Annotated in this window: 24 protein-coding genes; 9 read left to right on the plus strand and 15 right to left on the minus strand. The window is 73.1% G+C overall.

The genetic code is table 11. The features are described 5' to 3' along the window. Nucleotides 1-9: 9 nt before the first annotated feature. Nucleotides 10-1,509, minus strand: coding sequence for a D-glycero-beta-D-manno-heptose 1-phosphate adenylyltransferase (gene rfaE2 / locus ACO0E1_RS08935; RefSeq protein ID WP_422873872.1), 1,500 nt, complete (start codon nt 1,507-1,509; stop codon nt 10-12). Continuing rightward, entirely contained in the window at nt 1,506-2,996 is a 1,491-nt protein-coding gene (locus ACO0E1_RS08940) for an aldehyde dehydrogenase family protein (protein ID WP_422873873.1), read from the minus strand. Before ACO0E1_RS08940 ends, rfaE2 begins: the two co-directional genes overlap by 4 nt. Before the next feature lie 149 nt (nt 2,997-3,145). Between ACO0E1_RS08940 and ACO0E1_RS08945 the strand changes: the two genes are divergently transcribed. Further along, nucleotides 3,146-4,231 (plus strand): glycosyltransferase family 9 protein, encoded by a 1,086-nt coding sequence (locus ACO0E1_RS08945; RefSeq protein WP_422873874.1) that lies wholly within the window; start codon nt 3,146-3,148, stop codon nt 4,229-4,231. A gap of 25 nt (nt 4,232-4,256) precedes the next feature. Here ACO0E1_RS08945 and ACO0E1_RS08950 read toward each other — a convergent pair whose 3' ends face one another. The 7 genes from ACO0E1_RS08950 to ACO0E1_RS08980 all read right to left on the minus strand — a co-directional run bounded on the left by ACO0E1_RS08950 (nt 4,257) and on the right by ACO0E1_RS08980 (nt 11,063). Further along, complete coding sequence (locus tag ACO0E1_RS08950) at nt 4,257-4,961, minus strand: SDR family oxidoreductase (RefSeq protein WP_422873875.1); 705 nt, start codon at nt 4,959-4,961, stop codon at nt 4,257-4,259. Nucleotides 4,962-4,981: 20 nt separating this feature from the next. Next, nucleotides 4,982-6,406 (minus strand): PfkB family carbohydrate kinase, encoded by a 1,425-nt coding sequence (locus tag ACO0E1_RS08955; RefSeq protein ID WP_422873876.1) that lies wholly within the window; start codon nt 6,404-6,406, stop codon nt 4,982-4,984. After that, nucleotides 6,403-7,026 (minus strand): D-sedoheptulose-7-phosphate isomerase, encoded by a 624-nt coding sequence (locus tag ACO0E1_RS08960; RefSeq protein ID WP_422873877.1) that lies wholly within the window; start codon nt 7,024-7,026, stop codon nt 6,403-6,405. Before ACO0E1_RS08960 ends, ACO0E1_RS08955 begins: the two co-directional genes overlap by 4 nt. After that, entirely contained in the window at nt 7,023-8,324 is a 1,302-nt protein-coding gene (locus ACO0E1_RS08965; protein WP_422873878.1) for a glycosyltransferase, read from the minus strand. Before ACO0E1_RS08965 ends, ACO0E1_RS08960 begins: the two co-directional genes overlap by 4 nt. Next, entirely contained in the window at nt 8,321-9,322 is a 1,002-nt protein-coding gene (locus tag ACO0E1_RS08970; RefSeq protein ID WP_422873879.1) for a glycosyltransferase family protein, read from the minus strand. The genes ACO0E1_RS08965 and ACO0E1_RS08970 overlap by 4 nt, the downstream gene beginning before the upstream one ends. A 152-nt stretch (nt 9,323-9,474) precedes the next feature. After that, nucleotides 9,475-10,518 (minus strand): glycosyltransferase family 9 protein, encoded by a 1,044-nt coding sequence (locus ACO0E1_RS08975; RefSeq protein WP_422873880.1) that lies wholly within the window; start codon nt 10,516-10,518, stop codon nt 9,475-9,477. Next, nucleotides 10,515-11,063, minus strand: coding sequence for a D-glycero-alpha-D-manno-heptose-1,7-bisphosphate 7-phosphatase (locus ACO0E1_RS08980; protein WP_422873881.1), 549 nt, complete (start codon nt 11,061-11,063; stop codon nt 10,515-10,517). The genes ACO0E1_RS08975 and ACO0E1_RS08980 overlap by 4 nt, the downstream gene beginning before the upstream one ends. A gap of 99 nt (nt 11,064-11,162) precedes the next feature. Between ACO0E1_RS08980 and ACO0E1_RS08985 the strand changes: the two genes are divergently transcribed. From ACO0E1_RS08985 to ACO0E1_RS08995, 3 genes are all read left to right on the plus strand, one after another. Further along, nucleotides 11,163-12,182, plus strand: a complete 1,020-nt coding sequence (locus ACO0E1_RS08985; protein WP_422873882.1) for a glycosyltransferase family 9 protein — start codon at nt 11,163-11,165, stop codon at nt 12,180-12,182. Between the two features lie 47 nt (nt 12,183-12,229). Next, complete coding sequence (locus tag ACO0E1_RS08990) at nt 12,230-12,586, plus strand: PRC-barrel domain-containing protein (RefSeq protein ID WP_422873883.1); 357 nt, start codon at nt 12,230-12,232, stop codon at nt 12,584-12,586. 110 nt (nt 12,587-12,696) lie between these two features. Next, a complete protein-coding gene (locus ACO0E1_RS08995; protein ID WP_422873884.1) occupies nt 12,697-13,698 on the plus strand; it encodes an SGNH/GDSL hydrolase family protein in 1,002 nt (333 codons plus the stop codon). Between the two features lie 22 nt (nt 13,699-13,720). Here the strand turns inward: ACO0E1_RS08995 and ACO0E1_RS09000 are convergent, their stop codons facing one another. Beyond that, a complete protein-coding gene (locus ACO0E1_RS09000; protein ID WP_422873885.1) occupies nt 13,721-14,596 on the minus strand; it encodes a universal stress protein in 876 nt (291 codons plus the stop codon). Nucleotides 14,597-14,657: 61 nt separating this feature from the next. Beyond that, nucleotides 14,658-15,524, minus strand: coding sequence for an alpha/beta fold hydrolase (locus ACO0E1_RS09005; protein ID WP_422873886.1), 867 nt, complete (start codon nt 15,522-15,524; stop codon nt 14,658-14,660). Nucleotides 15,525-15,546: 22 nt separating this feature from the next. Here ACO0E1_RS09005 and ACO0E1_RS09010 point away from each other — a divergent pair, with 22 nt between their 5' ends. Both ACO0E1_RS09010 and ACO0E1_RS09015 read left to right on the plus strand, forming a co-directional pair. Further along, nucleotides 15,547-16,011, plus strand: coding sequence for an NUDIX hydrolase (locus ACO0E1_RS09010; protein ID WP_422873887.1), 465 nt, complete (start codon nt 15,547-15,549; stop codon nt 16,009-16,011). A 104-nt stretch (nt 16,012-16,115) separates the two neighbouring features. Further along, nucleotides 16,116-18,140 carry a carboxypeptidase regulatory-like domain-containing protein gene (locus ACO0E1_RS09015; RefSeq protein ID WP_422873888.1) on the plus strand — a complete coding sequence of 675 codons (2,025 nt, stop codon included), beginning with the start codon at nt 16,116-16,118 and terminating at the stop codon, nt 18,138-18,140. A gap of 142 nt (nt 18,141-18,282) precedes the next feature. On the opposite strand, the gene ACO0E1_RS09020 is transcribed toward ACO0E1_RS09015, so the two are convergent. Continuing rightward, nucleotides 18,283-19,647 carry an MFS transporter gene (locus ACO0E1_RS09020; protein ID WP_422873889.1) on the minus strand — a complete coding sequence of 455 codons (1,365 nt, stop codon included), beginning with the start codon at nt 19,645-19,647 and terminating at the stop codon, nt 18,283-18,285. A gap of 231 nt (nt 19,648-19,878) precedes the next feature. Then, nucleotides 19,879-20,745, minus strand: coding sequence for a hypothetical protein (locus tag ACO0E1_RS09025; protein WP_422873890.1), 867 nt, complete (start codon nt 20,743-20,745; stop codon nt 19,879-19,881). A gap of 93 nt (nt 20,746-20,838) precedes the next feature. On the opposite strand from ACO0E1_RS09025, the gene ACO0E1_RS09030 reads away from it, so the two are divergent. Beyond that, complete coding sequence (locus ACO0E1_RS09030; RefSeq protein WP_422873891.1) at nt 20,839-21,033, plus strand: hypothetical protein; 195 nt, start codon at nt 20,839-20,841, stop codon at nt 21,031-21,033. A 32-nt stretch (nt 21,034-21,065) separates the two neighbouring features. Here the strand turns inward: ACO0E1_RS09030 and ACO0E1_RS09035 are convergent, their stop codons facing one another. After that, nucleotides 21,066-21,803: a YidC/Oxa1 family membrane protein insertase gene (locus ACO0E1_RS09035; protein ID WP_422873892.1), complete on the minus strand. Its 738-nt coding sequence runs from the start codon at nt 21,801-21,803 to the stop codon at nt 21,066-21,068. Between the two features lie 62 nt (nt 21,804-21,865). Next, nucleotides 21,866-22,150 (minus strand): DUF6412 domain-containing protein, encoded by a 285-nt coding sequence (locus tag ACO0E1_RS09040; protein ID WP_422873893.1) that lies wholly within the window; start codon nt 22,148-22,150, stop codon nt 21,866-21,868. A gap of 65 nt (nt 22,151-22,215) precedes the next feature. On the opposite strand from ACO0E1_RS09040, the gene ybaK reads away from it, so the two are divergent. Continuing rightward, complete coding sequence (ybaK, locus tag ACO0E1_RS09045; RefSeq protein ID WP_422873894.1) at nt 22,216-22,701, plus strand: Cys-tRNA(Pro) deacylase; 486 nt, start codon at nt 22,216-22,218, stop codon at nt 22,699-22,701. A 119-nt stretch (nt 22,702-22,820) separates the two neighbouring features. Beyond that, a complete protein-coding gene (locus ACO0E1_RS09050) occupies nt 22,821-25,409 on the plus strand; it encodes an ATP-dependent Clp protease ATP-binding subunit (protein ID WP_422873895.1) in 2,589 nt (862 codons plus the stop codon). Nucleotides 25,410-25,863: the final 454 nt, after the last annotated feature.

Here is a 25,863-nt window from a genome sequence, read left to right on the forward strand (position 1 = left end):
GCGGTCGGTTCAGTCGGCCTCACCCCGTGCGGTCTCCCGGATCCGCCGCACGACCGCGCTCGTGGATTGCTCCGGGACGTAGTCGACCATCACCACCTCGCCGCCGTAGGCACGGACCACCTCGGTCTCGCGCAGCATCTCCGGCGAGTAGTCGCCGCCCTTGACGTAGACGTCGGGGCGGACCCGTTCGAGCAGCGGGATCGGGGTGTCCGTGGCGAAGACGGTCACGAGGTCGACGCAGGCGAGGGCAGCGAGGACGCCTGCCCGGTCCTCCGCGGTGTTGATCGGCCGCTCCGGGCCCTTCAGCCGCCGCACCGAGTCGTCGTCGTTGAGCGCCACGACGAGCAGGTCGCCGAGCTCCTTCGCCTGTCGCAGGTAGGTGGTGTGGCCGCGGTGGACGACGTCGAAGCAGCCGTTCGTGAACACGACCCGCCGTCCCTGCTCGCGGGCGAGTCCGACCGCGGCGGCGAGCTCGTCGTGGTCGACCACGGTCTCCGCCGGCGCCTCGACCGACGCGAGGAGCGCGGCGGTGTCGCACGTGGAGGTCCCGGCCTCGCGGACGACGACGTCCGCCGCTGCCTGCGCGAACGCCACGGCCGCCCGGGCGTCGCAGCCCGCGGCGAGGGCGATGCTCGCCGCGGCACAGAACGTGTCCCCGGCGCCGGACGCCTGCTGCTCGGACGCCGGCGTGGCGCGGGTGCGGTGCCCGGTCCCGTTGCCGGTCCCGGTGCCGGCTCCGGCCACGAGGAGGACCGATCCGTCGCGGTCGAGCGTGACGGCGGCGGCCCGCGCTCCGGTGACCCGGAGCACGTCCCCGTGCGCTGCGATCACGGCGCCGGCACGATCGGCCCCCTGACCGAGGTCGGACCCCAAGAGCGCCGCCGTCTCCGCCGCATTCGGCGTGACGAGGTCCGGGCGCAGGTCGTGCCACCCGCGGAGGTCGTGCGCGTCCACGACGACGACGGCGGGGCGATCGCCGTTGAGCACGGGCAGGACGGTCTCCGGCGAGACGCCGAGGCCGTAGTCGCAGACGATCGCGGCGTCGGCACCGTGCAGCGCGCGCCCGATCGCGGCGGCGAGCTGCTCTCGGTGGGCGGTGGTCGGCGCACCGGCGAGCTCGTCGACCCGGACGACGACGCGGTCGCCGCCGACGATGCGCGTCTTCGTGGTGGTCGTCGCGCCGGGGACGGCGAGGAGGTGGGTCGTGTCCACGCCGGCGACGTCGAGGCGGGCGCGGAGCACCGAGCCGGCCTCGTCGTCGCCGATGATCCCGACGAGGACCACGCGGGCGCCGAGGGCACGGGCGTTCACCGCGGTGTTCGCGGCGCCACCGGGGACCGCGATCGTCTCGGTGACGCGGACGACCGGTGCCGGCGCCTCGCGCGAGACGCGTTCCGCCTCGCCGATCGTCCAGCGGTCGAGGATGGGGTCGCCGATCACGACCACGAGCGGGTCGCGGTCGTCGATCCTGGCGACGACGTCGCGGATGAGCCGGACGTCGGCGGTCACCGGTCGTACCCCTCGGCGGCGGCGGTGTCGGCGGGGCGCTCGTCGGCGGGGTGTCCGTCGGCGGGGCGCTCGTCGGCGGGGCGCTTGTCGGCGCTGGTGGTCCGTGGGGCCGGTTCCAGGTGGACCACCGTGGTCGTGGTCATCTCGTCCAGCAGGTGCGGACCGTAGCCGAACCCGGATCCGGACGCGCCGCGGGGCTCGGCACTGCCACCGGGTGCGCCGCCGAAGACGGCGTTCACCTTCACCGTCCCGACGGGCAGCGTCGCGGCGGCCAGGAGGGCGTTGCCGGTGTCGGCCGTGAGCACGGTCGCCGCGAGGCCGTACCGGTCGGCGGCGGCGAGACGGAGACCCTCGTCGAAGCTGTCGACGACGCGCACCGGCGCGATCGGGCCGAAGGTCTCCTCGGTCATGGCGAGCGCGTCGTCGGGCACGTCGGTGAGCACGGTGGCCGGGTAGGAGGAGCCGACACCGTCGGGCACCACGCCGCCGGTCCGGACGGTCGCACCACGACCGACCGCGTCGTCGACGTGCTGCTGGACGAGCACCCGGAGCCGCTCGTCGACCAGGGGACCGAACTCGGACGCGGGGGCGGCCGTGCGGGCGTCCGCCTCGGCGACGAGCGCGCCGACGAACGCCTCGGCGACGTCCCGGTGGACGTAGATGCGCTCGACGCTCGTGCAGATCTGGCCGGTGTTCGCGAACGCCCCGAGCGCTGCTTGCGCGGCGGCCCAGGTCGGATCGACGCCGGCGTCGACCACGAGCGCGTCGTTGCCGCCGTTCTCGCGGATCACGTGGGCGCGTGTGGTGGCGGCGACCGCGGTGAGCCGGTCCCCGGTCGCGGTGGAGCCGACGTGCGCGTAGACCGCGATGCCGTCCTCGGCGAGCAGCGCCTCGCCGGTCGCCGCGTCACCGTCGACCCCGACGAGGACCCCCTCCGGCAGGACCTCGGCGAGGAGTGCGTTGAGGCGCTGGATCGTGGCCGGGCACCGCTCGCTGCCCTTGTGCACGACGGTGTTGCCGGTGACGACCGCTGCGCCGACGATGCCCAGCGCGACGGCGACGGGGTCGTTCCACGGGGTGAGCGCGAGGACGACGCCGCGGGGGTGCGGCACGGTCCAGTCCACGGCACCGTGCTGTCCTCGCAAGGACTCGCCGCGGTGCAGCGGACCGAGCTCCGCGTACTGCAGGAGCGTGCCGATGCCGGCCTCCACACCGCCGAGCGCGTCGCCGGGGACCTTGCCCGTCTCGCGGGTGTTCAGGTCGGCGAGCTCGACGGCGTGCGCGCGGAGGTGCTCGGCGGCATCGCGGAGCAGCGCACCACGGTCCGCCGGGGCGGTCCTCGACCAGGCCGGGAACGCAACGCGTGCCGTGGCGACCGCGTCCCGGATCTCGTCGGCGGTCGCCGCGGTGGTCGTCGACGCGACCGATCCGGTGACGGGGTCGAGGACGACGATCCGGTCGGTCGTGGTGGGGGCTTCGAGCGTCATGCGGGTCCTTCCAGGGACGCGGACGGTGCGGGTCTCCGACGGTCCGCTCCCGTTGCTGGGCGCGGTCACGGCAACGCGTTCCGCGGCTGACCGGACGTGCTCTCGGACTGCCGTCGGTAGACAGGGCATCGACGAAAGGGGAGCACTCGGTGCGCATCGGAGACGGTGGACGACGGTTCGAGGGGATCCGCGAGATCGCGGTGCTCCGTGGCGGGGGACTCGGCGACCTGATGTTCGCGATGCCCGCGATCGATGCGCTGGCGGCCGCGTACCCCGATGCGCGGGTGACACTGCTCGGCACGCCGGCCGCCGCGGAGCTGCTCGTCGGCCGGACCGCCTCGGTGCACGCGTTCGAGGAGATCCCTGTTTCGCCGGGCGTGCGTGACAGCGGCGTGGACGCACCGTCCCTCGCGGACTTCGAGCACCGGCTCCGCGGCAGGTTCGACCTCGCCGTGCAGCTGCACGGTGGCGGCCGCAACTCGAACCCGTTCCTGCTCCGGCTCGGGGCACGGCACACCGTCGGCACCGCGACCGAGGACGCCGAGGTCCTCGAGCGCTGGGTCCGCTACGTGTACTACCAGCACGAAGTGCTCAGGGGACTCGAGGTGGTCGCACTCGCCGGGGCCGAACCGGTCACGCTCGATCCGCGCCTGACGGTGCCCGAGGACGAGCGGCACGCGGTCCGGTCGCGGCTCGGGGTGTCCGGGACACTCGTGGCGATGCACCCCGGCGCGACGGACCCGCGGCGCCGCTGGAGCCCCGACCGGTTCGCGGCCGTCGCCTCGGCGCGGATCGATGCCGGCGACGACGTGGTCCTCGTCGGGGACCATTCCGACCGTGCCGCGGCCGATGCGATCGTGGCGGCCGTGGGCACGGACCGTGCACCCCGATTGCACGACCTCGTCGGCGCGCTGCCGCTCCGGGAACTGCCCGCCGTGCTGGCGGCTGCCGACGTCATGGTGGGCGACGACTCCGGTCCCCGGCACCTCGCCGTGGCGGTCGGCACACGGACGGTGGGTGTGTTCTGGTTCGGCAACGTCATCAACGCCGGGCCGTTCGACCGTGGGCGACACCGGGTGCTGATGGCGTTCGTCACCCGCTGCCCGGTCTGCGGGATCGACGTGACCCAGGTGGGCTGGACCGCCGAGCGGTGCGAGCACGACCCGTCCTACGTCGACGAGGTCACGCCCGAGCAGGTCCTCACCGAGGTGGAGGACCTGCTCCGGACACGCTGAGCGCCTGCGGCCTACGGCCTGGGTGTCACGGCCAGCTCGGCTCCGTGGCCGGCATGATCGAGAGCTCGCGGATCTCGCACCCGGCGGGCTGGGCGAGCGCGAACAGGATCGCGTTGGCGACGTACGACGGCTCGATGAGCTGCGCGTCCGGCCCCGGCTTGTACTGCTCGGTGCGGTCCGCGAAGAAGTTGGTCCGCATGCCCGCCGGGATCACGTTCGTCACGCCGACGCTGCCCGCTGCTTCTGCGGCGAGCGCCTGCGAGAACCCGCGGACGCCGAACTTCGACGCGGAGTACGCGGTGCCGTCGCCCACGCCGCGCAGTGCGAGCGACGAGGACACGGTGACGACCCGGCCGTGGCTCTGCTCGAGCGAGGGGAGTGCGGCGCGGACGACAGCGGCGGTCCCCAGCAGGTTCACGCCGACGATCCGTTCCCAGTCGGCTGCGGACAGGCCACCGATCGGCGCCGGCTTGTCGATGCCGGCGGCGGTGACGACCGCGTCGAGCCCACCGTGCCGTTCGGCCGCGTCCCGGACGGCCTGCTCGGTCGCCGCCGTGTCGGTGACGTCGACCGCCACGGCGTCGACCCCGTCGGCGACGCCGTCGACGCGGAGGTCGAGGACGATCGGGGTGCCGCCCGCCTCGAGGACGGCGTCGACGACGGCCGCTCCGAGTCCGGAGGCGCCGCCGGTGACGAGGACGCGGCCGATGGGGGTGGTGGGGACGGGCATGTGGTTCCTTTCGGTGGGGCTCAGCCGACGTGCGCGAGCGCCGCGGCGAGACGGGTGGTGGAGCGACCGGGGTGGAACGGGACGGTGACGACCCGACCGCCCCACTCGGCGAGGGTGACGGACTCGGGCAGCGCGTCGGCGGTGTAGTCCCCGCCCTTGGCCCAGACGTCGGGGCGGAAGCGTCGGAGCGCCTCGTCCGGGGTGGTCTCGTCGAACACCACGACGCCGTCGACGCAGTCGAGTGCGAGCAGGAGCTCGACGCGGTCGTCCTGGTTCATGATCGGCCGCTCGGGTCCCTTGAGCTGTCGGACCGAGTCGTCGGAGTTCAGGCAGACGACGAGGCAGTCGCCGAGCGCGCGTGCCGCGGAGAGGGTCCTGGCGTGTCCGGCGTGCAGCAGGTCGAAGCAGCCGCCGGTCGCGACGACGACGCCGCCGGCACTCCTGGTGCGGTGCACGACCCGCATGGCATCGCGATCGGTTCCCGGCACGTCCGCCGGTGGGCGGCCGGTGTCGGCGAGGAGCGATGTCACCCCGCCGGCGGCGAGGTAGGCGGACGCATCCGCGACCCCGGCGGCGACGGCGTCGGCGACGTCCGCACCGGACGCCAGTGCGACGGCGACTCCTGCCGCGAGTCGGTCTCCGGCACCGCACGGGTCTCCGGGGGTGACGGACGGCGCCGGCACGAACCGGCTGTCGAGCCCGCTACCGCCCAAGCGACCGACCAGTGCGCCGCGGTCGCCGAGCGTCACGGCGACGGCGCGCACGTCCCACTCGCGGACCAACGTCTCGGCCGCGTCGGTCGCGAACGGCACGCCGGTGCCACCCAGTCCGGTGAACCGCCGGGCTTCTGCGGCGTTCGGTGTCGCGACGGCGATGCCCGCGACCGGCGCCGCTCCCTTCGGGTGCGGGTCCCACACGACCGGCGTCGACCGCGCAGCGGCCGCGATCGCGTCCCGGACGGCGGGGGAGGCCGCGACACCGCGACCGTAGTCGGCGACGACGACGGCGTCTGCGTCCAGCAGCGCATCGGTCATCGCCGGGGTCGCCTCGGGCACGGACGGGGTCTCGCATCCCTCGTCGATCCGCACCAGGGCATGGTCACCGACGCGTATGCGGGTCTTCACGGGCGTCGGGGCACCGGACGGACCGGCGACGATCCGTACGTCGGGCAGCAGCGCGGTGATCTCCGCGGCGTGGGCATCGTCACCGAGGACGGTGACGAGCGTCACCTCGTGCCCGTCCCGCGCGAGCATCGTCGCGACGAGGCCGGCACCGCCCGCACGTCGGTCGTCCGTGTGGACGTCGACGACGGGGACCGGTGCGTCGGGACTCAGGCGGTCGCTCGTGCCGGAGACGTCGACGTCGAGGAGGGTGTCCCCGACGACGACGATCCGGAGCGGCGCCGACGACGGCTCGCGCGCTGCACCGGGGCCGGTGCCCGTCATGCTCGGGTCCCACGGCGGAGTGCCGGTTCCATCGCGGTGCAGAGCGCGTGCACGAGCACCAGCTGCGCCTCCTGGACGTTGGCGGACGGACCGTCGATGCAGATCGCGTCGTCCACGGCGTCCGCGAGCGGGTTCGGCCGCGGACCGGTCAGGGCGAGCGACCGGGCACCGACGGCCCTGGCGGCTGCTGCGGCGGTCAGGAGGTTCGGGCTCCTCCCGCTGGTGCTCAGCAGCACGACGACGTCGCCCGCCCTGGCGTGTGCACGGACCTGACGGGCGAAGACCTCGTCGAACCCGTAGTCGTTCCCGATGGCCGTGACCGCCGAGGTCTCCGCGTGCAGGGAGATCGCCGAGTACGCGGGGCGGTCGCCGTCGAACCGACCCGTGAGCTCCGACGTCAGGTGCTGCGCCTCCGCTGCCGATCCGCCGTTGCCCGCTGCGAGGAGCCGGCGGCCGGACACGAGCCGAGCGGCGACGTCGTCCGCCCAGGCCGCGATGTGGTCGCCGTGCTCGACGAGCGATGCGATGACGGGAACGGAGGCCGCGACGTGGTCGAATACCGCACGGGCGCTGCCGCTCATCCGCTCGGTCGTCTCGATGCCGTGCTGGTCGATGGTCATCGTGCCGTCCTCTCGGTGTTGCGGGCGGCTCGGGCCGTCCGCGGAGCGTGCTCTGGGGTGCTGACCGTGCTGACCGTGCGGCCGATGAGCCGTTCGTAGACGCGCTCGGTGTCCGCCGCGACGCGCGTCCACGAGTACCGGTTCTCGACGCGTGCTCGGCCGGCTGCGCCGTACGCGTCGGCCTTCCCGGGGTCGTCGAGCAGCGCGGCGACCGCTGCGGCGACGGCGTCCTCGTCCCGGGGCGGGACGTGCATGCCCGTGGACTCCTCGACGACCGTGTCGATGAGACCGCCGACGCGCGATGCGACGACGGGTCGACCGCATGCCATCGCCTCGAGCGGCACGATGCCGAACGGCTCGTACCACGGTGCGCACACGACCACGTCTGCGCTCCGGTACACGGACGGCATCTCGTCCTGCCCGAGCTGGCCGCGGAAGTGCACGTGGTCACGGACGCCGAGCTGTCGCGCGAGCGTGTCGAGTCGCTGGTACTCGGGGTCGTCCGGCAGGTCGGCACCGGCCGTACCGGCCCCACCGACGACGACGAGTTCGACGTCCCGCCCAGCGGCGACGAGCCGTGCCAGCGCGGCGATCGTGGTCCCGACGCCCTTGCGACGCACGAGGCGCGACGCGGTCAGGACCCTGGAGGTCCTTCCCCGTTCCTCGACCGCGCCCGTCGGCCGGAACCGGTCGACGTCGACCCCGCACGGGACGACGGAGATCGCGCGGAGCGGGACGCCGAGCGCCTTGAGCTCGAACGCCTCGTCCGAGCAGGTCGCGACGACCTGGTCGACGCCGCGTCCGACCGAGGGCTCGATCCAGTCCCGCTCCGCCGGGCTCGTGTCCGCGGCACCCTGGTGCCGACGCTTGACCACGCCGAGGGCGTGGAACGTCTGCACGATCGGGATCCGGACGCCGCCCGTGCGGGCCTGCACCTGCGTGACGGCGTCGAGCGCGGCGTGCCCGGACATCCAAAAGTGTCCGTGCACGACGTCCGGCCGGTCGACGAACCACTCGGCGGCGAGCACCTGCGCGAACACCGCCATGCAAGGGAACAGGTCGTCCTTCGGCACGTGCTCGGGCGGTCCGGCGTCGACGTGCACGACCTCGACACCCGGGCGCAGCGCGACGCGCGGCGGCAGCGTCGGGTCGTCCCGCCTGGTGTAGACCGTGACCTCGTGGCCGCGGTCGGCGAGCGCACCGGACAGGGCGGCGACGTGCACGTTCTGCCCGCCGGCATCGACGCCGCCGAGCACCGCGAGCGGGCTGGCGTGTTCGGAGACCATGGCGATCCTCATCGAGCGTTCCCTCCGACGGCGTGACCGGCGAGACCAGCCGGCGTGGGACGAGTACGGCGGTGGCGCGTGACGGTGTCGTCGAGCAGGTCGTCCCAGTCCCGCAGGTACCGGGTGAGCGAGTGGCGTGCGAGCGCGGCTTCGCGGGCGACGAGCCCCCGGCGCCGTGCCTCGTCCGGGTCGTCGACGAGCAGCCTGGCAGCGCGCGTCAACTCCGAGACGTCGGTGGAGATCGCGCCGGCTTCCGGCGGGACCGTACGCGCGGCGTCGGTCGTCGCGAGGACCAGCACGGGCATGGCCATGTGCATCGCCTCGATCAGCGAGAGCCCGAGCGACGTCCATCGGTTCGGGTGCAGGTAGGCGCGCCGTTCCGCGAGCGCGGCGTGCATCGGGTCCGGCGGGACGTCTCCGAGCCCGGAGACGGCACCGAGGCCCACGAGGTGTTCGGTGCCCATGCCCCAGACGTCGACGGGGGCGACCGCACCGAACGTCGCGAGCAGGTCGGTCCCGACGACCCGGCCACGGCGGACGGGCTCGTTGATGACGGCGCCGAACCGCTCCCGTCGGCCGGTCCACAGCGGCCCGGGGTCGACGACGCCGTGCTCGACGACGGTCGTCCTGGTGCTGCCGCAGTCCCACATCAGCGCGTTCCAGTGCGTGACGTGGGCGATGGTCAGGTCGTCGCGGTCCCGGAAGGGGTGCAGGGAGTTCGGCACGTCCGTCCTCGGGGCGTTGTGCTCGACGAAGACGGTCGGCAGGGTGCGTCCGGGCAGGAGCTCGGCGACGGCGGCCGCTTCCTCGGTCCGCTGCAGCACGACGACGTCGACGTCGGTCTCGCGGAGCGCGGCGGGGTCGATCTCCGTCACTTTCGGCCAGTCACGGCCACCGGTCCCGAGCCCCCAGGCGTCGCGGGCATCGGTCGTGGGCACGAGGTACTCGTGTCGGCCGCGGACGAAGGCGTCCATCCAGCCGCCGTGCACGTGCCAGAGGAGGATGCGCATGCGATTCCTTCGATGCGGTCGTGTGGCGAAGAGTGGAGCAGGAGCAGGACGCTACGCAGCAGGTCATGGTGTGCTTCGCAGACTGCCCCCGGATCATCCACGGAGCGCAGCGAAGCCGCGTCAGCCCAGCGCCCGATCAGCCCAGCGCCCGATCAGCCCAGCGCAGCGAGCAGCCGGTCGTGCGCCGCCAGCACGTCCGACACCGTCACCGAGGACAGGCACGGGTGCCCCGGCACCGGACACTCCCGCGCACGGCTCAGCCGGCACGCCGCGGTCTGGTCCCCGAGCAGCTCGACGTACGGCCCGACCGGCGCCCACTTCACCGCGGGCACCACCGGCGAGAACAGACTGACGATCGGCACCCCCACCGCAGCCGCCAGGTGCGCCGGCCCGGTGTTGCCCACGACCACCACCTCTGCCCCGGCCAGCACCGCGGCGAGCTGGCCGGGGCTCGTCCGTCCGCCGAGGTCCATGACGGGGGAGTCGTACCGCGCTCCACCGGCGGCGACCTCCGCGGTGAGCGCCCGCTCACCCGGCGACCCGGTGACGACCACCGGGGTCCCGCGTGCCGCGTACGCGGCGACGAGCGCGCGGTGGTGACCAACCGGCCAGGAACGCGCCGGGACGCTGGCTCCCGGGTGGACGACGACGTAGCGGCCCAACCCGACCACGTCCGGAGGTGCGACGGCGTCCTGCCGCACCGCGAGCCTCCCGTCGTCGTCCGGCGGCAGCCGGAACCCGGCCGCCGCCGCGATCCGCAGGGCGCGCTCCGGCTCGGGGAGGTCCTCCGGCAGGTCCTCACCCGGCCGCAGTCGCACGTCGAGCAGGGTGCCGGGGTGGTCGACCGACGCGCCGGTGACCTTGGCGACTCCGCCCAGTCGGAGCAGGACGGCGAGGGGGAGCGGCGACTGGTGGAACGAGGTGAGCACGACGGCCTCGTCGACGTCGGCCTCGGTGACGAGCCGGCGGAAGGACGCGAGTGCTGCGTCGTCGAGGGCACCGGGGGTCTCGGTGACCCACGGCGCTGCCCAGACCCGGACGTCGTCGATCCCCGGCAGCAGTTCGGCAGCCGGTGCGCCCTGGGGGCCGCAGAGCATCGTGACGTGCGACGCCCCGGCGGCGACGGCGCGGACGGCGGGTCCTGCGACGAGCACGTCGCCGAACGAGTCGAGCCGCGCCACGAGGACGCGGGTCACGGGCGCTCCACCACGCGCGCGAGCACGAGCGCCACCGCCTCGGCGAGGTCTGCGGCCACGGTCGGTGCCGCGGCGATCTCCTCCGGACGGGTCGAGCGCGTCGGGACGAGGATCGACTGCGCACCGGCGGCAGCAGCGGCACCGACGTCCGCGCCGATGTCACCGATGACGACCAGCTCCTCCGCCGGGATCCCGAGCACCTCGGACGCCCGCAGGACGAGCCCCGGGCGGGGTTTCCGGCACGCGCAGCCGTCGTCGGGGCCGTGCGGGCAGACGCACCACACCGCGAAGGGTCCGACGAGCTCGTCGACGCGGGCGTTCGTCGCGTCGACCTCGGCGCGGGTGGCCCCGCCCCTGGCGATCACGGACTGGTTCGTCACGACGCCCACGGGGAGACCGGCTTCTCGGGCGCGCTGCACGGCGAGCCGCGCACCCGGGACGGGGACGACACGGTGCGGGTCGGCGTTGTACGGCACGTCGATGACGAGGGTGTCGTCCCGGTCGAACAGGATCCCGCCGACGGGGCGGTCCGCGGAGAGGGCCATGCCCCGAGTTCTACGCACCGGGTGCCGGGTGCGCGGGCAGGAAAGCCGCGGAGCGCGTCCTGGGGAGCCCGTCGGCCACGTCCGGCTACCGTCCCGCTCGTGACCGCTCTCGATCGCCTGCCCCCGTCCGACGGCCGCCCGGAACTCGTCGTGCTCCGCGCGATCAAGCTCGGCGACCTGCTCGTCGCCGTCCCGGCCCACCACGCCCTGCGCCGCGCGTTCCCCGACCACCGGATCAGCCTGGCGACGACGGCGTGGCTCGCGCCGCTCGTCGAGCTGATCCCGTCCGTCGACGTGCACCTCGCGCAGCAGGGGTTCGACCACCCGATCGGGGTGCCGACCGGCGTGACCGACGTGGCCGTCAACCTGCACGGCGCCGGTCCGGAGTCCGAGGACCTCGTCGCCGCGCTCGGCGCGCGCCGGCTCCTCCACCACGGCACCGGCGGACCGACGTGGGACACCGGCACCGTCAACGAACGCGAGCGGTGGACCGCGCTCCTCCGTGCGTACGACATCGAGGGGGACGCCGACGACGTCGGGATCGACCGCCCGGACGAACCCCCGGTCGTCGACGGCGCCGCCGTGGTGCACGTCGGCGCGTTCCACGGCGCCCGGCACTGGCCGGTCGACCGCTTCGCCGAGGTGGTGCGCGGACTGCGCCAGCGCGGACACGACGTCGTCCTGACGGGAGGCCCGGCTGACGTCGAGCGCGCCACCGCGGTCGCGGAGGGGGCCGGCCTGCCGCCGGGGGCGGTGCTGGCCGGCGTCCTCGACCTCCGCGCGTTCGCCGCGGTGGTCGCCGCGGCGCGCGTCGTCGTCACGGTGGACACGGGGGCGGCCCACCTGGCATCGGCGTACGGCATCCCCTCGGTCGTGCTGTTCGGACCGGCACCGCCCGAGAGCTGGGGGCCGCCGGCGTCCGGGCCGCACGTCGTGCTGACGGACGCGTCGGTCCGTCGCGGCGAGGTCTTCTCCGAGGAACCCGATCCGGCGATCCTCGCCGTGCACGCGATCGACGTGCTCACAGCGGTGGACGGGCTCGGCGTCGGCGTTGTCGGCGATGCCGGTGTCCTCGGGTTTGGCGTCCCCGGCCGCGCGGACGCAGGTACCGACCGGTAGCGTCGAGGAGCGGTGCCGGATCGACCGGCGACCGCGGAGGGAGCACCGTGTTCGAAGCGGCCAACATCCGGGACTGGATCGGCCTGCCGGTCGTCGACGAGGGCGACGACCGCGTCGGGACGCTCGAGAGCATCTACTACGACACCGCGACCTCCGAGCCCGCGTTCGGCGCCGTGCAGACCGGCCTCGTCGGGTTCCAGAAGCTGGTCTTCGTCCCGCTCAGCGGTGCGACCGTCACCCCGAAGCACCTGCACGTCACGTTCGCGAAGAAGCTCATCAAGGACGCCCCGTCGATCCCCACGGACGGCGAGCTCGACGCGGCGACGGAGCCGGAGCTGTACTCGCACTACGGGCTCGAGTACCGCACGGGCAGCAACGGCGAACGGCGACTCGGCCGACGCTGAGGACGCCGGGCTAGCCTGGTTCCCTCTGTCCGACCCCGCGCACACCCGAGGGACCCGCCCTGCTCCGTTCCGTCCGTTCGACGCTGGTCGCCGCACTGGCGGTGTTCGTCGTGCTCGCAGCAGGCTCGATCGCCGCTCCGTCCGCGTCGGCGGCGCCGCTCTGGCCGGTGCCGCAGCCGTACCGTTCGACGTCCGAGCCGCCGGAGCGTCTCGCGAACCTGCCGGTCGGCAGCGAGTACGTGGCGCTGGGGGACTCGTACTCGGCTGGCTACGGGCTCGGTGACCCGACCGGGCTGCCGACGACCGCGTGCGGGCAGTCCGCCCAGGACTACCCGCACCGGATCGCCGCCCGGTTCGGCCTCGCGCTGCACGACGTCACGTGCGGGGGTGCCACGAGCGCGGACATCCTCGGCGGACACCAGTTCCGGGGTGTCCCACCGCAGATCGAGGCGCTGTCGTCGGACACGCGGCTCGTGACGCTGACCATCGGCGGGAACGACGCCGACCTCTTCGGCACCGCGGCGTCGTGCCTGGCGCTCTCGGCGAAAGGGCCGGTCTTCTCCGGACGGGACGCCCCGTCCTGCCGCAGCACCCTGGTCCGCGACGGCGTCGACCAGCTCGGTACGAAGATCCAGGCGCGGGTGTCCCTGGGCATCGCGAACACCCTCGCGGCGATCAAGAACGCGGCACCGAACGCCGAGATCGTCTTCCTGGGCTACCCGGCGATCTTCCCCGACGCCGACCACACCCCGGCGAAGGGGTGCTTCCGGTCGGCGCTCGACATCGGGACGCTCACGGGGTCCTTCCCGACGAACTCGTACCCGTTCACGAACACCGACGTGCGCTACCTGCACGGCGTCCAGGAGGAACTGAACGACGTCACCCGGTCGGCTGCTGCCGCGGCGGGTGTCCGCTACGTCGACGTGTTCGCCTCGACCCAAGCGCGCTCGGCATGCGCGACGAAGCGGCCGTACGTCTCCGGGGTCACCCTCGACTCCACCAACGGGCTCCGGCGGATCGACCTGGAACCCGGCGCCCTGCACCCGAACACGGCGGGCGTCGCGTACCTGGCCCGTCGGGCAGAGGCGGCGATCCGCGACCTGCTCGGCTGACGCGACCTGGTCGGCTGAGCGGTCAGCCGATCGCCTCGGCGTCGTCAGCAGCGCCTTCCGCCCCGGCACCTTCCGCGGCCTCGTGCGCCGACGGCGGGACGACGCACACCGGCGACACCGTCCCGTGCAGCACGTCGCGCAACACCGACCCCGACAGCACCCGGACGTGCCCGCGCCCGAGCACGACGAGCGACGCGTGCCGGGTGTGCCCGGCGATCGCCCGCCCCGGCCGACCCTCGACCAGGAGCGACCGTAGCCGGACGTCCGGGTACCGCCCCGCGATCTCCGTCGACACCCGAGCGAGCAACGCCTTGTTCTGGAGCCGCCAGCGGTCGGGGTCCTCGGCGAAGTCGGTCAGGCCGGTCCTGGTGAGCACGGGCATCTCCCACGCGCGCAGGAGCGTCAGCCGACGGTTCGTGCGACGGGCCTCGTCGACGGCGATCGCGACGGCGCGTTCGTCGAGCGGGTCCTCCACCGCGAGGACGACGTCCCCGTCGATCGGGTGCGGCCCGTCCGGCACGACCACGGTCGGGACCGCTGCGCGTCCGGCGACCCGCGCGGCCTCGCCCCCGACGGTGGACCCGCGTCGACTCCGGAACGTCCCGATCACCAGGAGGTCCGTCGTGTCCGACTCCGTGAGGAGTGCTGCGGCAGCGGGGCCCGCGTGCCGGACGACGGCGACCTCGACACCGGGCAACGCGCTCCTGGTCTCGTCCGCGACGTGCTCCGCGACCCGTTTGCCGTCCGGACCGACGCGACCCTCGAGCGCCGGGTCGACGCCGACGACCCGGACGTGCCGGATCCCGGTCCCCGATCGCGCCGCGATCCACCTGACGGCTTCCTCGTGCGGATGTGCCGCATCCGCCGCGAGGGTGACGCTCGTCCACTGCTCGTCCATCCCGATCGACCTCCTCATCGGGGCCAGCGCGGGGCGTCGGTCGGCGCTCCTGGCGCTGAAACTACTCCCGGCCGTCGCGGAGCAACCAGTCCATCGCCTGCGGGAGTGCCGTGAGGACGGACACGTGCCCGAGACCCGACCGTTCGTGCAGGGTCGCGTGCGGCAGGGCCGCCGCGAGCATCCGTCCGTGCGCGACCGGGACGACCCGGTCGTCGACGCCCTGTTCGACGAGCGCCGGCACCCGCACGTCGGCGAGGGCGAAGCCCCAGTCCGTCACGAACGCCACGTCGTCGTCGGCACCGCCCTGGAGGCTCGTGGGGCCGGCCGCCTGTGCGTCCTGACCCAGCGCGGCCCAGTCCCCGTCCAGGGCCGCCCAGTCGGCGTCGGTGAACTGCGCGGGGTCGAACCCGGCCGTCTCCGCCCAGGCGAGCCGAGCCTCCCGTCCGGCCTGCGCGCTGCGCAGGCCGCTGTCGTCGGCCATGCCGTCCCACCAGGCGGCCTCGTCGACGAAGGGGGCTGGTGAGGCGAACGTCGCGACGGCGGTGACGCGGTCGGAGAGCAGCGCGGCTCCGGCGAGGGCGTGCGGGCCGCCGCCGGAACCGCCCACGACCGTGACACGGCCGATGCCGAGCGCGTCGAGCACCTGTTCGAGGTCCCGGGCGCCGTCGGCGACCGACCGGCCCGGCAGCGGGTCGGCCCCGCCGAAGCCGGGGCGGGTGACGGCGACCAGCCGGATGCCGCGATCCGTTGCCGCGCGGCGGACCGGTTCGAGGTGGGCGCCGGTGTGCGGCGTCTCGTGGTGCCAGACGACGGTCGGAGCGTCTGGGCGCGCATCGGTGCCGTCCGCGGTGTCGTCGACCAGGACGGTCCGGTCGTCGTCGAGTCGAACCGGGCGCAGGCCGTCTCCCTGCTGGGTGCTTCGCTGCATGGCGCGAGCGTAGCCTCGCAGCGTGGTGCGGAGTGCGGGACTGCTGCTGTACCGGACCGGTGCGTCCGGGGTGCTCGAGGTGTTCGTCGCGCACATGGGCGGCCCGTTCTGGCGTCGGCGCGAACGTGCGTGGTCGATCCCGAAGGGCGAGTACGGCGACGACGAGGCGCCGCGCGATGCCGCGCTCCGGGAGTTCGCGGAGGAGATCGGGGTGGCGGCGCCGACGGAGGACCTCGTCGTCCTCGGCGAGTTCCGCCAGGCGTCCGGGAAGCGTGTGACGGTGTTCGCCGGGCACGCCCCGTCGTTCTCGGTGGACGCGGTGCACTCGAACACGGTGCGACTCGAACTCCCGCGTGGATCGGGGCGGTTCGTCGAGGTGCCCGAGGTCGACGACGCCCGCTGGGTGCCGGTCGAGGCCGCTCGCTCCATGCTCGTCGCAGGACAGGTCGCGGCGCTCTCGGAACTCGAGGAGGCGGTGCGGGAGTGACGGGTGAGGTGTCACGACCGGATCTCGATCTGGCCCGAACTGGGGGTTGCTCGATAACCTGAGCGGGCACTGAGGTCGGTCGGTGCGCGAACAGGGGAGTACGCATGCGCCGTTGGCGGATGGTGACAGCCGGGCTGACCGGGTTCGTCCTCGCGACGGGGTTGGCCCTCGGGGGAGCGACGAGCGCCTCGGCTGCGCCGGCTCAGCACTGGGGAGACTTCACGGTCAGCGGGACCGGCAAGGACTACAACGGCACCATGACGATGCCGGGGTTCCCGGCGACCACGTTCAAGTCCAACGCATCGCAGGCGACCGTCATCAGCGGAGCGTCCACGTGGCAGTCCGCCGCGACCGGGCCCGGTCAGCTGTACGGGTCGAGCAAGGGGCGCACCTACATCAACCAGCGGCCGAACGCGAACAACGCGGGCAGCCCGTCCGTGACGACCTACACCTTCGACGGGAGCACCCCGGTCGGTAGCTGGTCCTTCGTCCTGGGTGACATCGACGCCGACCAGGCGACGATCACCGCCACCGTCGCCGGCGGGCGAACCTTCACGCCAGCGCAGCTCGGGTACCAGGGCTCGTACAACTCATGCTCGGTGTCCTCGCCGGGCGGATGGTCCTGCACACCTGACCCGGACGGCACGACCGGGCAGGACAAGCCGACCTGGAACGAGTCGACCGGCACGCTCACGGGGAACGCCGCAGCGAACGACACCGCCGGCGCGAGCGCCTGGTTCACCCCGACCGTCCCGCTCCTGAGCTTGACGGTCAGCTACCAGTGGCGCAGCGGGTTCCCCGTGTACCAGACGTGGTTCGCGTCGCGCACGGCGGCGCTGACCGGCGTCGCCACCCTCGACACCACGCCGATCCCGGGCGCAACCGTCACCGCGACGGATGCGAATGGCCTCGTCCACACGACCACCACAAAATCTGACGGGAGCTACAACTTCGCTGACCTCCCGGCACTCGATGGGTACCGAGTCGAGATTACGCCTCCAGCCGGTGCAGCCGGCGATGCCGAAACGGTCGCCGACCTCAACAGCGGCGATGTTCCCGCGACGAAGAACTTCTCGTTCACGGCACCGGACGGCACGGTGTCCGTCATCGGGACCGTCACCGCTGAGGACGGCACGACCCCCGTGGCGCACGTCCCGGTCGTCATCATCGACCCGACGAACGGCTCCACCCTGGTGACCACCGAGACCAACAGCGAAGGCGTCTACACGGGTTCCGGTCTGCCCCCGGGCACCGACCTTGCCGTCTCGGCGGACGGCGGGGACCCGGTGGCGATCACGACCGGGGAAGCCGGCGCACCACCGGAGCAGCTGGACCCCATCGCCGCGCCGCCGACGGCCGTCGCGACGATCTCCGGCGCCGTCACACTCGACGCGACCGCCGTTCCCGCCGGAGTGGTCGTCGACCTGCTCGACGCCGACGGCAACGTGCTGGCGTCCACGACCACCGGCGCAGGGGGCAAGTACGAGTTCACGACCGTCCCCGGTGCGTACACGGTGCGCTCTGCGCTCCCGGCCGAGGGCGCCGAGGGGTCATCGACCCTCGCCGTGGACACGACCGGCGGGCTGGACGTCACGGACGCGGACTTCGCCTTCACCACGCCGGAGCCCGCTGCGCCGCAGGTCGTCGACCAGCCGGGCACCGTCACCGACACGAACGGCGACCCCGTCGCCGGGGTCCAGGTCGTCGCGACGCCGACCGATCCGGACGCAGGCGTGCCGGTGACCACGACGACCGGTCCAGACGGCGCGTTCGTGCTGCCGGGGCTCAATCCCACGTCGGAGTACGAGGTCGTCGTCGGCCCCGGAGACGACCCGGGTCAGCGGAAGACGATCACCACCCCGGCGACCGGCGCGGGAAACCCGCTGGCGTTCGTCGTGCCGGCGGCAGCAACGCCCACGCCGACCCCGCCCCCGACCTCCGGTGGTGGCAGCGACACGACGCCGGTGTCCTCGACGGGAGGCTCGTCGTCCACCGGTGCCCTCGCCTACACGGGCGCCGACCTCACCCCGGGGCTGATCGCAGCCGGCGTGCTCGTGCTCCTCGGGGCCGGGCTGCTCACCTTCCGAGCCGCTCGCAACCGCCGCCGCTCGGAGCACCTCCAGGACTGACCCGGTCGGGCTGGTCGTCCGACCGGCACGAGCAGGACACCCCGAACAACCGAAAGCGATCCGCGCCACGACTTCTCGTGGCGCGGATCGCTTTTGGTTGTGCGAGAGCGAACCGCGCCGGGCCTGGCGCCGCGCCGCCGCGTCAGTGCGAGCGTTGCGTCCGCGTCGTCCCGGTGATCGTCGCGACGGACCCCGTCATGGTCTGGATCGCCCGGCTGATCGTCGGCATCGAGGTGGTGACGACCCCGAGGGACGACGTGATCGCCTCGATGGACGACGTCGACAGGTGCTCCTGGTGCGTCGTCCGCAGCGGGAAGCCCCGACGGGCGGCGACGACCACCCCGAGCGACCCGAGCAGCACGACGGCCCCGGCGAAGGGCAGCGTCTGCATGCCCGTGAGCCCGAGCACCTGCCCGCCGATGGCCGCACCGCCGGCGATGCCGATGTTCGACGCCCCGTTGACGAGCGCACCCGCGATGTCGGGGGAGACGCCCCCGGTCCGGATCGCCGCCGCCATGAAGAGCGTCCCCGTCGTGCCGTTCGCGGCCATCCAGACCCCGGCGACGATCATCGTCCCGATGAGCGAACCGTGCACGAACGGCAGTGCGGCGAAGGCGGCTGCCATCGTGGCGACCGCGGCGATGAGGGTCTGGCGCGGGGCCTTGTCGACGAACATGCCGGCGAGCCAGAGCCCGATCACCCCGGTGCCGCCGAGGACGAGCAGCGCCCCACTCACCAGGCCGGAGGCGAGCCCGGCGTCGATCGCGTACGGCCCGATGTACGTGTAGACGATGTAGTGCCCGGCGAAGAGCAGCAGGTCGGCCACGACGACGGCGAGGAGTCCGCTGCGTGCCCATGCCTTCGGCGACCCGATGTGCGGCGAGGACGTGCCGCGTACGCCGGGCAGGAACGCCAGGGCCACGACGGCCAGGATCGCCGCGCAGACCGCGACGGCACCGACTGCCGGGCGCCACCCGATCGACTGCCCGACCCCGGTTGCGAGGGGCACGCCGATGACGAAGCCCAGCGAGCTCCCGGAGTAGACGAACGCGATGGCACGGCCGGCGAGCCGCGGCGGCACGATGCGCGTGGCGTACGCCGACGCGACCGAGAAGAACAGCGCGTGCGCGATGCCACCGACCACCCGGCCGGCGCAGACGATCGCGAAGGACGGCGCGAGCGCGATCATCAGGTTCGAGACCGTGTACCCGACGAGGGTCGACACGAGCACGGTCTTCCTGGGCATCCGCGCGGTGAGCGACGTCAGCGGGAGTGCCAGCAGCGCCACCGCGGTCGCGTAGACGGTGATGACGATGCCCATGGTGGACTCGGTGACGCCGAGGTCCTTGCTCATGGTGCCGAGCAGCCCGACGGGCATGAGCTCGGTCGTGATCGCGAAGAACGTCGCGAGGCCGAGGACGGCGATGCCGACGACGGCCTTCGAGGTCAGGACGGACGTCGAGACCGTGGACGTGGTCGTGCTGATGGACGCTGTGCTGGTGGACACGGTGCTGACCTCCTCAAGGCGTGGTGGAGCGCGCGACGGGGATGTCACGTCGGCGACACCACGACCGGGTCGGTCGGGCAGTGCGCGCTCGCGGGTTGTGGGTGTGTTGGTTGGTCACTCCACGGCGAGTGCGATCCATCCAGTGTTGCACGATGGACCGGACCTGGCGAGGGCCCTTGCCGAGAATGTCCTAGGAGCGCTCCAACGCAGGAGCCGCGCGGACATTCCCGATCAGTACTCGTTCGTCACGAGCCCCTGGACGCCGCCACCCGAGAGGTTGACCGTGAGCGTCCCGCTGAGCGACGACGCAGAGAGCGACACCGACCCGTGCAGCGCGTCCTCCCGCGGGTAGCACGCGGTCGTGGCCTGCAGCCGGTCCGCCGTCGCCACCAGGCAGATCGTGGACCGGTCAGAGCCGACGCCGGCCCAGACGTTCCAGGGTGTCGCCGAGTCGTCGCCGCTCAGCGACCGGTTCGTGAACACGAGTCGGGTCGTGTGCAGGCTCACCGGCACCTCGAACGACCCCGGCAGCTGGTCCGCGTACGTCTGCGGTGCGTCGAGGAGCTGCTCGAGGGTCACCGTGCCCGCGGACGGGGTCACCGACGGGGACGCCGGCATGTCCGGACGCGCGGTCCCCACCACGAGTCCGGTCCCGAACGCGACGACGACCGCCGCAGCGACACCGCCGGCGATCCACGGTCGCGCCCGCCGTCCGGCGAACACCCGCCGCACACGCCCCCAGACCGAGGAGGGTCGCGTTGCGTCGTCGTCCGCACCCTCCGGGCGGTCCGGCTCGGCAGTTCCATCCGTCTCGGCCTGGAGGCTCGGCTCACCCTGATCGGTCGGCCTCCGCTCCGGCACGGGGTCGGGTCTCGGCATCGGGGCCGGTTCCGGCAGAGGAGCCGCGGCAGGAGCGGGGGCGGCCTCCGCTGCCGCAGGTTCGCGGCGGACGGCGCTCGAGCGTCGCTGCGCCCGTCGATCGAGGTCAGCGAGCGCGATGCGCGCCTTGGCGGCCTCCGCCTCGGTCGACCCGGCACCCCACGCCACGCGTTCCAGGCGCGCTCGGGCGTCCGTGGTGTCGTCGCCGTCGTCGGCCATGCGTGCTCCCGGAGTCCGGCCGCTGCTCTCCCGCTCATCGTTGCACTCCCGGGCCCGCCGCGCCCGCCCAGTTCGGGGGAGTAGTCCTGGCGCATGACCTCATCGCGTGAACCCGACCCCGAGATCGTCGAACCCGTCAGCCGCGACACGCAGTCCGGCGAGGCCGACTACGTCGCGACGAACCCCGGCGGCAGCGGCACCGAGCGCCACAACCCGCTCCCGGAAGAAGAGCAGGGCCGCGGCACCGAGTACGACCCCGTCGACCAGGGTCCCCAGCACGAGGGCTGATCCCGGGCCCCGCCGCCCCGGGCCCCGATCCGCTACGCCAGGACCCGGCGAAGCACCGCGCGCTCGCCGAGCGTCCACCCTGCACTCGTCACGACGTAGAGCGCGGCGGCGAGCGGTGCGATCGCCGCGAAGACCACCGTGACGAAGGGTGCAACCCGTCCGATCGCTGTGGTCGCCGCGGTGCCGGGGCCGTCCTCGGACGAGACGGCAGCAGGGTTCCACCGCAGGTTCGCCCGACGGGTGAGCTCCACCACCGCCGCGAGGACGGCGAGGAGCAACAGGAACACCCAGGCGTGCGCCCACAGCGGGGACGAGATGACCACGAACAGCGAGTGCCCGAGCGGGACCCCGGCGAGCGTCGCCTCGAGCAGGGTGTTCGTCGCGCCGGCGATGCTCGCGTGCGTGAACAGCGCGTAGACCATCGACAGGACCGGAGCCTGCGCGAGCACCGGCAGGCACCCCGCCAACGGCGAGACCTTCTCAGACGTGTAGAGCTCCAGCATCGCGCGCTGGAGCCGCTCGGCGTCCTTCCCGTGGCGCTTGCGCAGCGCGGCGATCTGCGGGGCGAGCCGACGACGGTCGCGCTCGGCTCTGACCTGCAAGACGGACAGTGGGACGAGCACCGCGCGGACGGCCAGCGTGAGGAGCACGACGGCCAGTGCGGCGGCGAGCGGTCCGGCGACGGGAGCGAGCTCTGCGGAGAGCGAGGCAAGCAGGTCGGCACCGAGGTGCAGCAGTGGGCCGACGACGGGCAGGGTGGAGAGATCCATGACGATTCCGATCGAGTGAGGTGACGTGAGGTCGGCGGACGACCCGGCACCGTCGATCGGTGTCAGGTCGCGGCGACGACCCCCGGTGCCCTCGGGCGTGCGTGTCCGTCGGCGTCGGGGTGGCTCCACCCGATGCGTGTGACGACGTCCTCGTGTCGACGCTGCGCGAGCGGGCCGGCACCGAGCGGGACACCGAGCACGAGCGCGAGTACCTGCGCGACGAGCACGGCCGCCGCGACGGCTGCGATCCCCAGGGCGGCCAGCGCGAGCATCGACGGCGTGCCGGACGCGGGGTCGACGAGGAGCAGCGCGGCGACTGCGCGCAGGAGCACCTCGATCACGGCCATGGTCCGTTCAGCGTAACCCCGCGTGCCGCCGACGGCATGCGTCCCGGACGGGGGAGGATCACGGCATGAGCGTTGGATCCCCGAGCACCCCTGCGACGCTCGCGCTGGAGCGGGCAGGCGTCCCGTTCACCCCGCACGTGTACGAGCACCACGAGACCGCGACGAACTTCGGCGAGGAAGCGGCAGCCGCGCTCGGCCTCCGCGAGGAACAGGTCTTCAAGACGCTGATCGTCTCCGTCGACGGTGTCCTGGCGGTCGCGATCGTCCCGGTCGCGAACCGCCTCGACCTCAAGGCCATCGCCGCAGCGGTCGGGGGCAAGAAGGCCACACTCGCCGACCCCGCCCTCGCCGAGAAGCGCACCGGTTACGTGGTCGGCGGGATCAGCCCGGTCGGCCAGCGCTCCCGGATCCGCACCGTGCTCGACGAATCGGCATCCGAGTACCCGACGATCTTCGTGTCCGGCGGCCGTCGGGGCTTCGACATCGAGATCGCCCCGAGCGACCTGCTCGCGATCACCGAGGCCACCACCGCGGCGATCGCCCGGACCTGAGCCCGGACGCGAACCCGGACCTGAGTCGAGTCGCCGCAAGTTTCTCGCACGACCGGGAATGACCCGGCCCCTCCTGCGTTGCATTGAGTCAAAGGCACTCAAGTTCCCAGGAGGTCCCGTTGCCAGAGACGTTCGGCCCGACCGGCGGCAGTGACTCGTTCGACGAGTTCCTCGCCCGCCTGCTCGCGGCGCAGACCGACGGTGACACCCAGCGCTACCGTTCGCTGGGGCGCCCCGTCGACATCACGCGACTACTCAGCCGTCGCACCCACGAGCTGCTCCAGCACACCGCCGAGTTCGCGGTGGCGCAGGGGCAGCGCGAGATCGACGCACTGCACATCCTGCACGTGCTCGTCCGCACCCAGCCCTTCGACGCCGTGATCCGCTCCGGTGGCGTCGACCCCGAGCGCCTGGCCGAGGAGATCGAACAGCGGCTCCCCGCCCCGTCCGACGTCCGCGTCGACGGCCGCCCGGCGCTGACCCCGTCCGCGCAGCGCATCCTCGTCGAGGCGACGCAGGCCGCGCGCGGGTTCGGCAGCACCTACACCGACCCCGAGCACGTCTTCTTCGCGCTCGTGATGGACCAGGAGACCGTCACCGGCCAGCTCCTCGCGAGCGCCGGCGTGACCCCTCAGGTCATGCAGTCCTACGCACAACAGGCCGCAGAGGCGGCTCGAGAGGGGCGTCCCATGCCGGGAACGACCGAGGCGGACCAGCAGGAGCAGTCGGACACCCCGACCCTCGACCAGTTCGGCACCGACCTGACCGAGCGCGCTCGTGACGGACGCATCGACCCCGTGATCGGTCGTGCGGAGGAGATCGAGCAGACCGTCGAGATCCTGCTCCGTCGCACCAAGAACAACCCCGTGCTGATCGGCGAGCCCGGCGTCGGCAAGACCGCCATCGTCGAGGGACTCGCACAGCGCATCGCCGACGGCGACGTGCCGGCGCTGCTCCACGGCAAGCGTGTCGTGGCACTCGACCTCGCGGGCATGCTCTCCGGCACCCGCTACCGCGGCGACTTCGAGGAGCGCCTCACGAAGGCGATGGACGAGATCGCGGCGCACGCCGACGAGCTCATCGTCTTCGTCGACGAGCTCCACACCGTCGTCGGCGCCGGTGGTGGCGGCGAGGGCGGCTCGATGGACGCCGGCAACATCCTCAAGCCCCGGCTCGCCCGCGGCGACCTGCACATGGTCGGCGCGACGACGTTGAACGAGTACCGGCGGATCGAGAAGGACGCCGCACTCGAGCGTCGCTTCCAGCCCGTCACGGTGGGGGAGCCGAGCGTCGAGGACGCCGTCGCGATCCTGACCGGCCTCGCCCCGCGCTACGCCGAGCACCACGGTGTCACGTACACCGACGACGCCCTCCGCGCCGCGGTCGAGCTGTCGCACCGCTACGTCACCGACCGGCACCTCCCCGACAAGGCCATCGACCTCATCGACCAGGCCGGCGCACGCCGTCGACTCGCCCGTTCCGGCGACGTCGACGTCGAGGCCCTCCGCGACCAGCTCGCCGAGCTGCTGGCGGACAAGGACCGCGCGGTGGCCGAGGAGCTGTACGAGGAGGCGTCGCGCCTGCGCGACCAGACGGTCGAACTGGAGGCCCGGATCACCGCCGCCTCGTCGGCGGACGTCAGCCGTGCCTCCCGTCAGGAATCGGTGACCAGCGAGATCACGGAAGCCGACATCGCTGCGGTGGTGAGCCGCGCAACCGGGATCCCGGCCACCCGGCTGACGCAGGGTGACCGGACGCGGCTCGCCGCGCTCGAGTCCGAGCTGCACGAACGCGTCGTCGGCCAGGACGACGCCGTCCGCGCGATCGCCACGGCGGTCCGCCGCAACCGGACCGGCATGGGCGACCCGCGCCGACCGGTGGGCAGCTTCCTGTTCCTCGGGCCGACCGGTGTCGGCAAGACCGAGCTGGCGAAGTCGCTCGCGGCGTCGCTGTTCGGCGACGAGTCGGCGATGCTCCGCTTCGACATGAGCGAGTTCGGCGAGCGGCACACCGTCTCCCGACTGGTCGGCGCCCCTCCCGGGTACGTCGGCTACGACGAGGCCGGGCAGCTCACCGAGCGCGTCCGTCGGAACCCGTACTCGGTCGTCCTGCTCGACGAGGTCGAGAAGGCGCACCCGGACGTGTTCAACCTGCTCCTGCAGGTGCTCGACGACGGCCGGCTGACCGACGGGCAGGGTCGAACCGTGGACTTCCGGAACACGGTGGTCATCATGACGTCGAACATCGGGTCCGAGTTCCTCGCGTCGCGCTCCGGTGCGCTCGGGTTCTCGGCGTCGGCGGACGGCGGCTACTCGGACGAGGACCTCCGCAACCGGGTGATGGGCAAGCTCCGCGAGGCCATGCGTCCCGAGTTCATCAACCGCATCGACGACATCGTGCTGTTCCGCAAGCTCGACCGTGCGCAGCTGCACGCGATCGTCTCCCTGCTCGTCTCGGAGACCGCGATGCGACTCATCGCGCAGGACATGGTCCTGTCGGTGTCCGACGAGGCGGTCGACTGGCTCGCCGAGAACGGGTACGAGCCGGAGTACGGCGCCCGCCCGCTCCGCCGGCTGATCCAGCGCGAGGTCGACGACCGCATCGCGACTCTCGTGGTCGACGGGGCCGTGCAGGCAGGTGACACGGTCCGTGTGACCGTCGGCGAGGACGGCCTGGCCGTCACGGCGCAGGCGGCGGTCGGCGTCTAGTCCGGCCCGGTGACGAACGCCCCGGAACCACATCGGTTCCGGGGTGTTCGTCGTGTTCGGAAATGCAATTCCTCGTTCTTCCGATTTCCGCTTGCGCTCCTGCCGGGAATGTGGATAGTGTTCTCACGCAGCGAACGATCCGCTCGCTGCAACCAGACCTCGTGCCGAAAGGGGGCCGACATGTTCACCAACACCATCACCACGCAGACGCCGTTCCGTGCAGTCCGTGGGATCACCGGCGCCCCGTTCGCCGGGTCCCGCTGACGCGGAACGTCCTCCACTCACCTCATCTCCGCAGCCGTTCGGTGCGTGCGCTGAGCACCGCTCGCGCAGGGATCGTCCGGAGCTGACCGGCCGCCGTCGGTGCTCGCCGGACCGCTGCATCGCGGTCGCGGTCGGGCGCACGGCGACGACCGGGAATGCCGTCGGAAATGTCGGTGGTGGCTGCGACGAT

Origin of the sequence: Curtobacterium guangdongense, assembly GCF_049341845.1 — a bacterium.
In the GTDB taxonomy this organism is placed as follows: Bacteria; Actinomycetota; Actinomycetes; order Actinomycetales; family Microbacteriaceae; genus Curtobacterium; species Curtobacterium guangdongense.

Coding starts and splice junctions, on each gene's coding strand:
- ACO0E1_RS08955 (WP_422873876.1), bottom strand. CDS start 6,406: ATGACGGGCACCGGCCCCGGTGCAGCGCGCGAGCCGTCGTCGGCGCCG.
- ACO0E1_RS09025 (WP_422873890.1), bottom strand. CDS start 20,745: ATGGCCGACGACGGCGACGACACCACGGACGCCCGAGCGCGCCTGGAA.
- ACO0E1_RS09035 (WP_422873892.1), bottom strand. CDS start 21,803: ATGGATCTCTCCACCCTGCCCGTCGTCGGCCCACTGCTGCACCTCGGT.
- ACO0E1_RS08965 (WP_422873878.1), bottom strand. CDS start 8,324: ATGAGGATCGCCATGGTCTCCGAACACGCCAGCCCGCTCGCGGTGCTC.
- ACO0E1_RS08970 (WP_422873879.1), bottom strand. CDS start 9,322: ATGCGCATCCTCCTCTGGCACGTGCACGGCGGCTGGATGGACGCCTTC.
- ACO0E1_RS09000 (WP_422873885.1), bottom strand. CDS start 14,596: ATGGACGAGCAGTGGACGAGCGTCACCCTCGCGGCGGATGCGGCACAT.
- ACO0E1_RS09030 (WP_422873891.1), top strand. CDS start 20,839: ATGACCTCATCGCGTGAACCCGACCCCGAGATCGTCGAACCCGTCAGC.
- ybaK (WP_422873894.1), top strand. CDS start 22,216: ATGAGCGTTGGATCCCCGAGCACCCCTGCGACGCTCGCGCTGGAGCGG.
- ACO0E1_RS09040 (WP_422873893.1), bottom strand. CDS start 22,150: ATGGCCGTGATCGAGGTGCTCCTGCGCGCAGTCGCCGCGCTGCTCCTC.
- ACO0E1_RS08940 (WP_422873873.1), bottom strand. CDS start 2,996: ATGACGCTCGAAGCCCCCACCACGACCGACCGGATCGTCGTCCTCGAC.
- ACO0E1_RS08950 (WP_422873875.1), bottom strand. CDS start 4,961: ATGCCCGTCCCCACCACCCCCATCGGCCGCGTCCTCGTCACCGGCGGC.
- ACO0E1_RS08980 (WP_422873881.1), bottom strand. CDS start 11,063: ATGGCCCTCTCCGCGGACCGCCCCGTCGGCGGGATCCTGTTCGACCGG.
- ACO0E1_RS08960 (WP_422873877.1), bottom strand. CDS start 7,026: ATGACCATCGACCAGCACGGCATCGAGACGACCGAGCGGATGAGCGGC.
- ACO0E1_RS09015 (WP_422873888.1), top strand. CDS start 16,116: ATGCGCCGTTGGCGGATGGTGACAGCCGGGCTGACCGGGTTCGTCCTC.
- ACO0E1_RS09005 (WP_422873886.1), bottom strand. CDS start 15,524: ATGCAGCGAAGCACCCAGCAGGGAGACGGCCTGCGCCCGGTTCGACTC.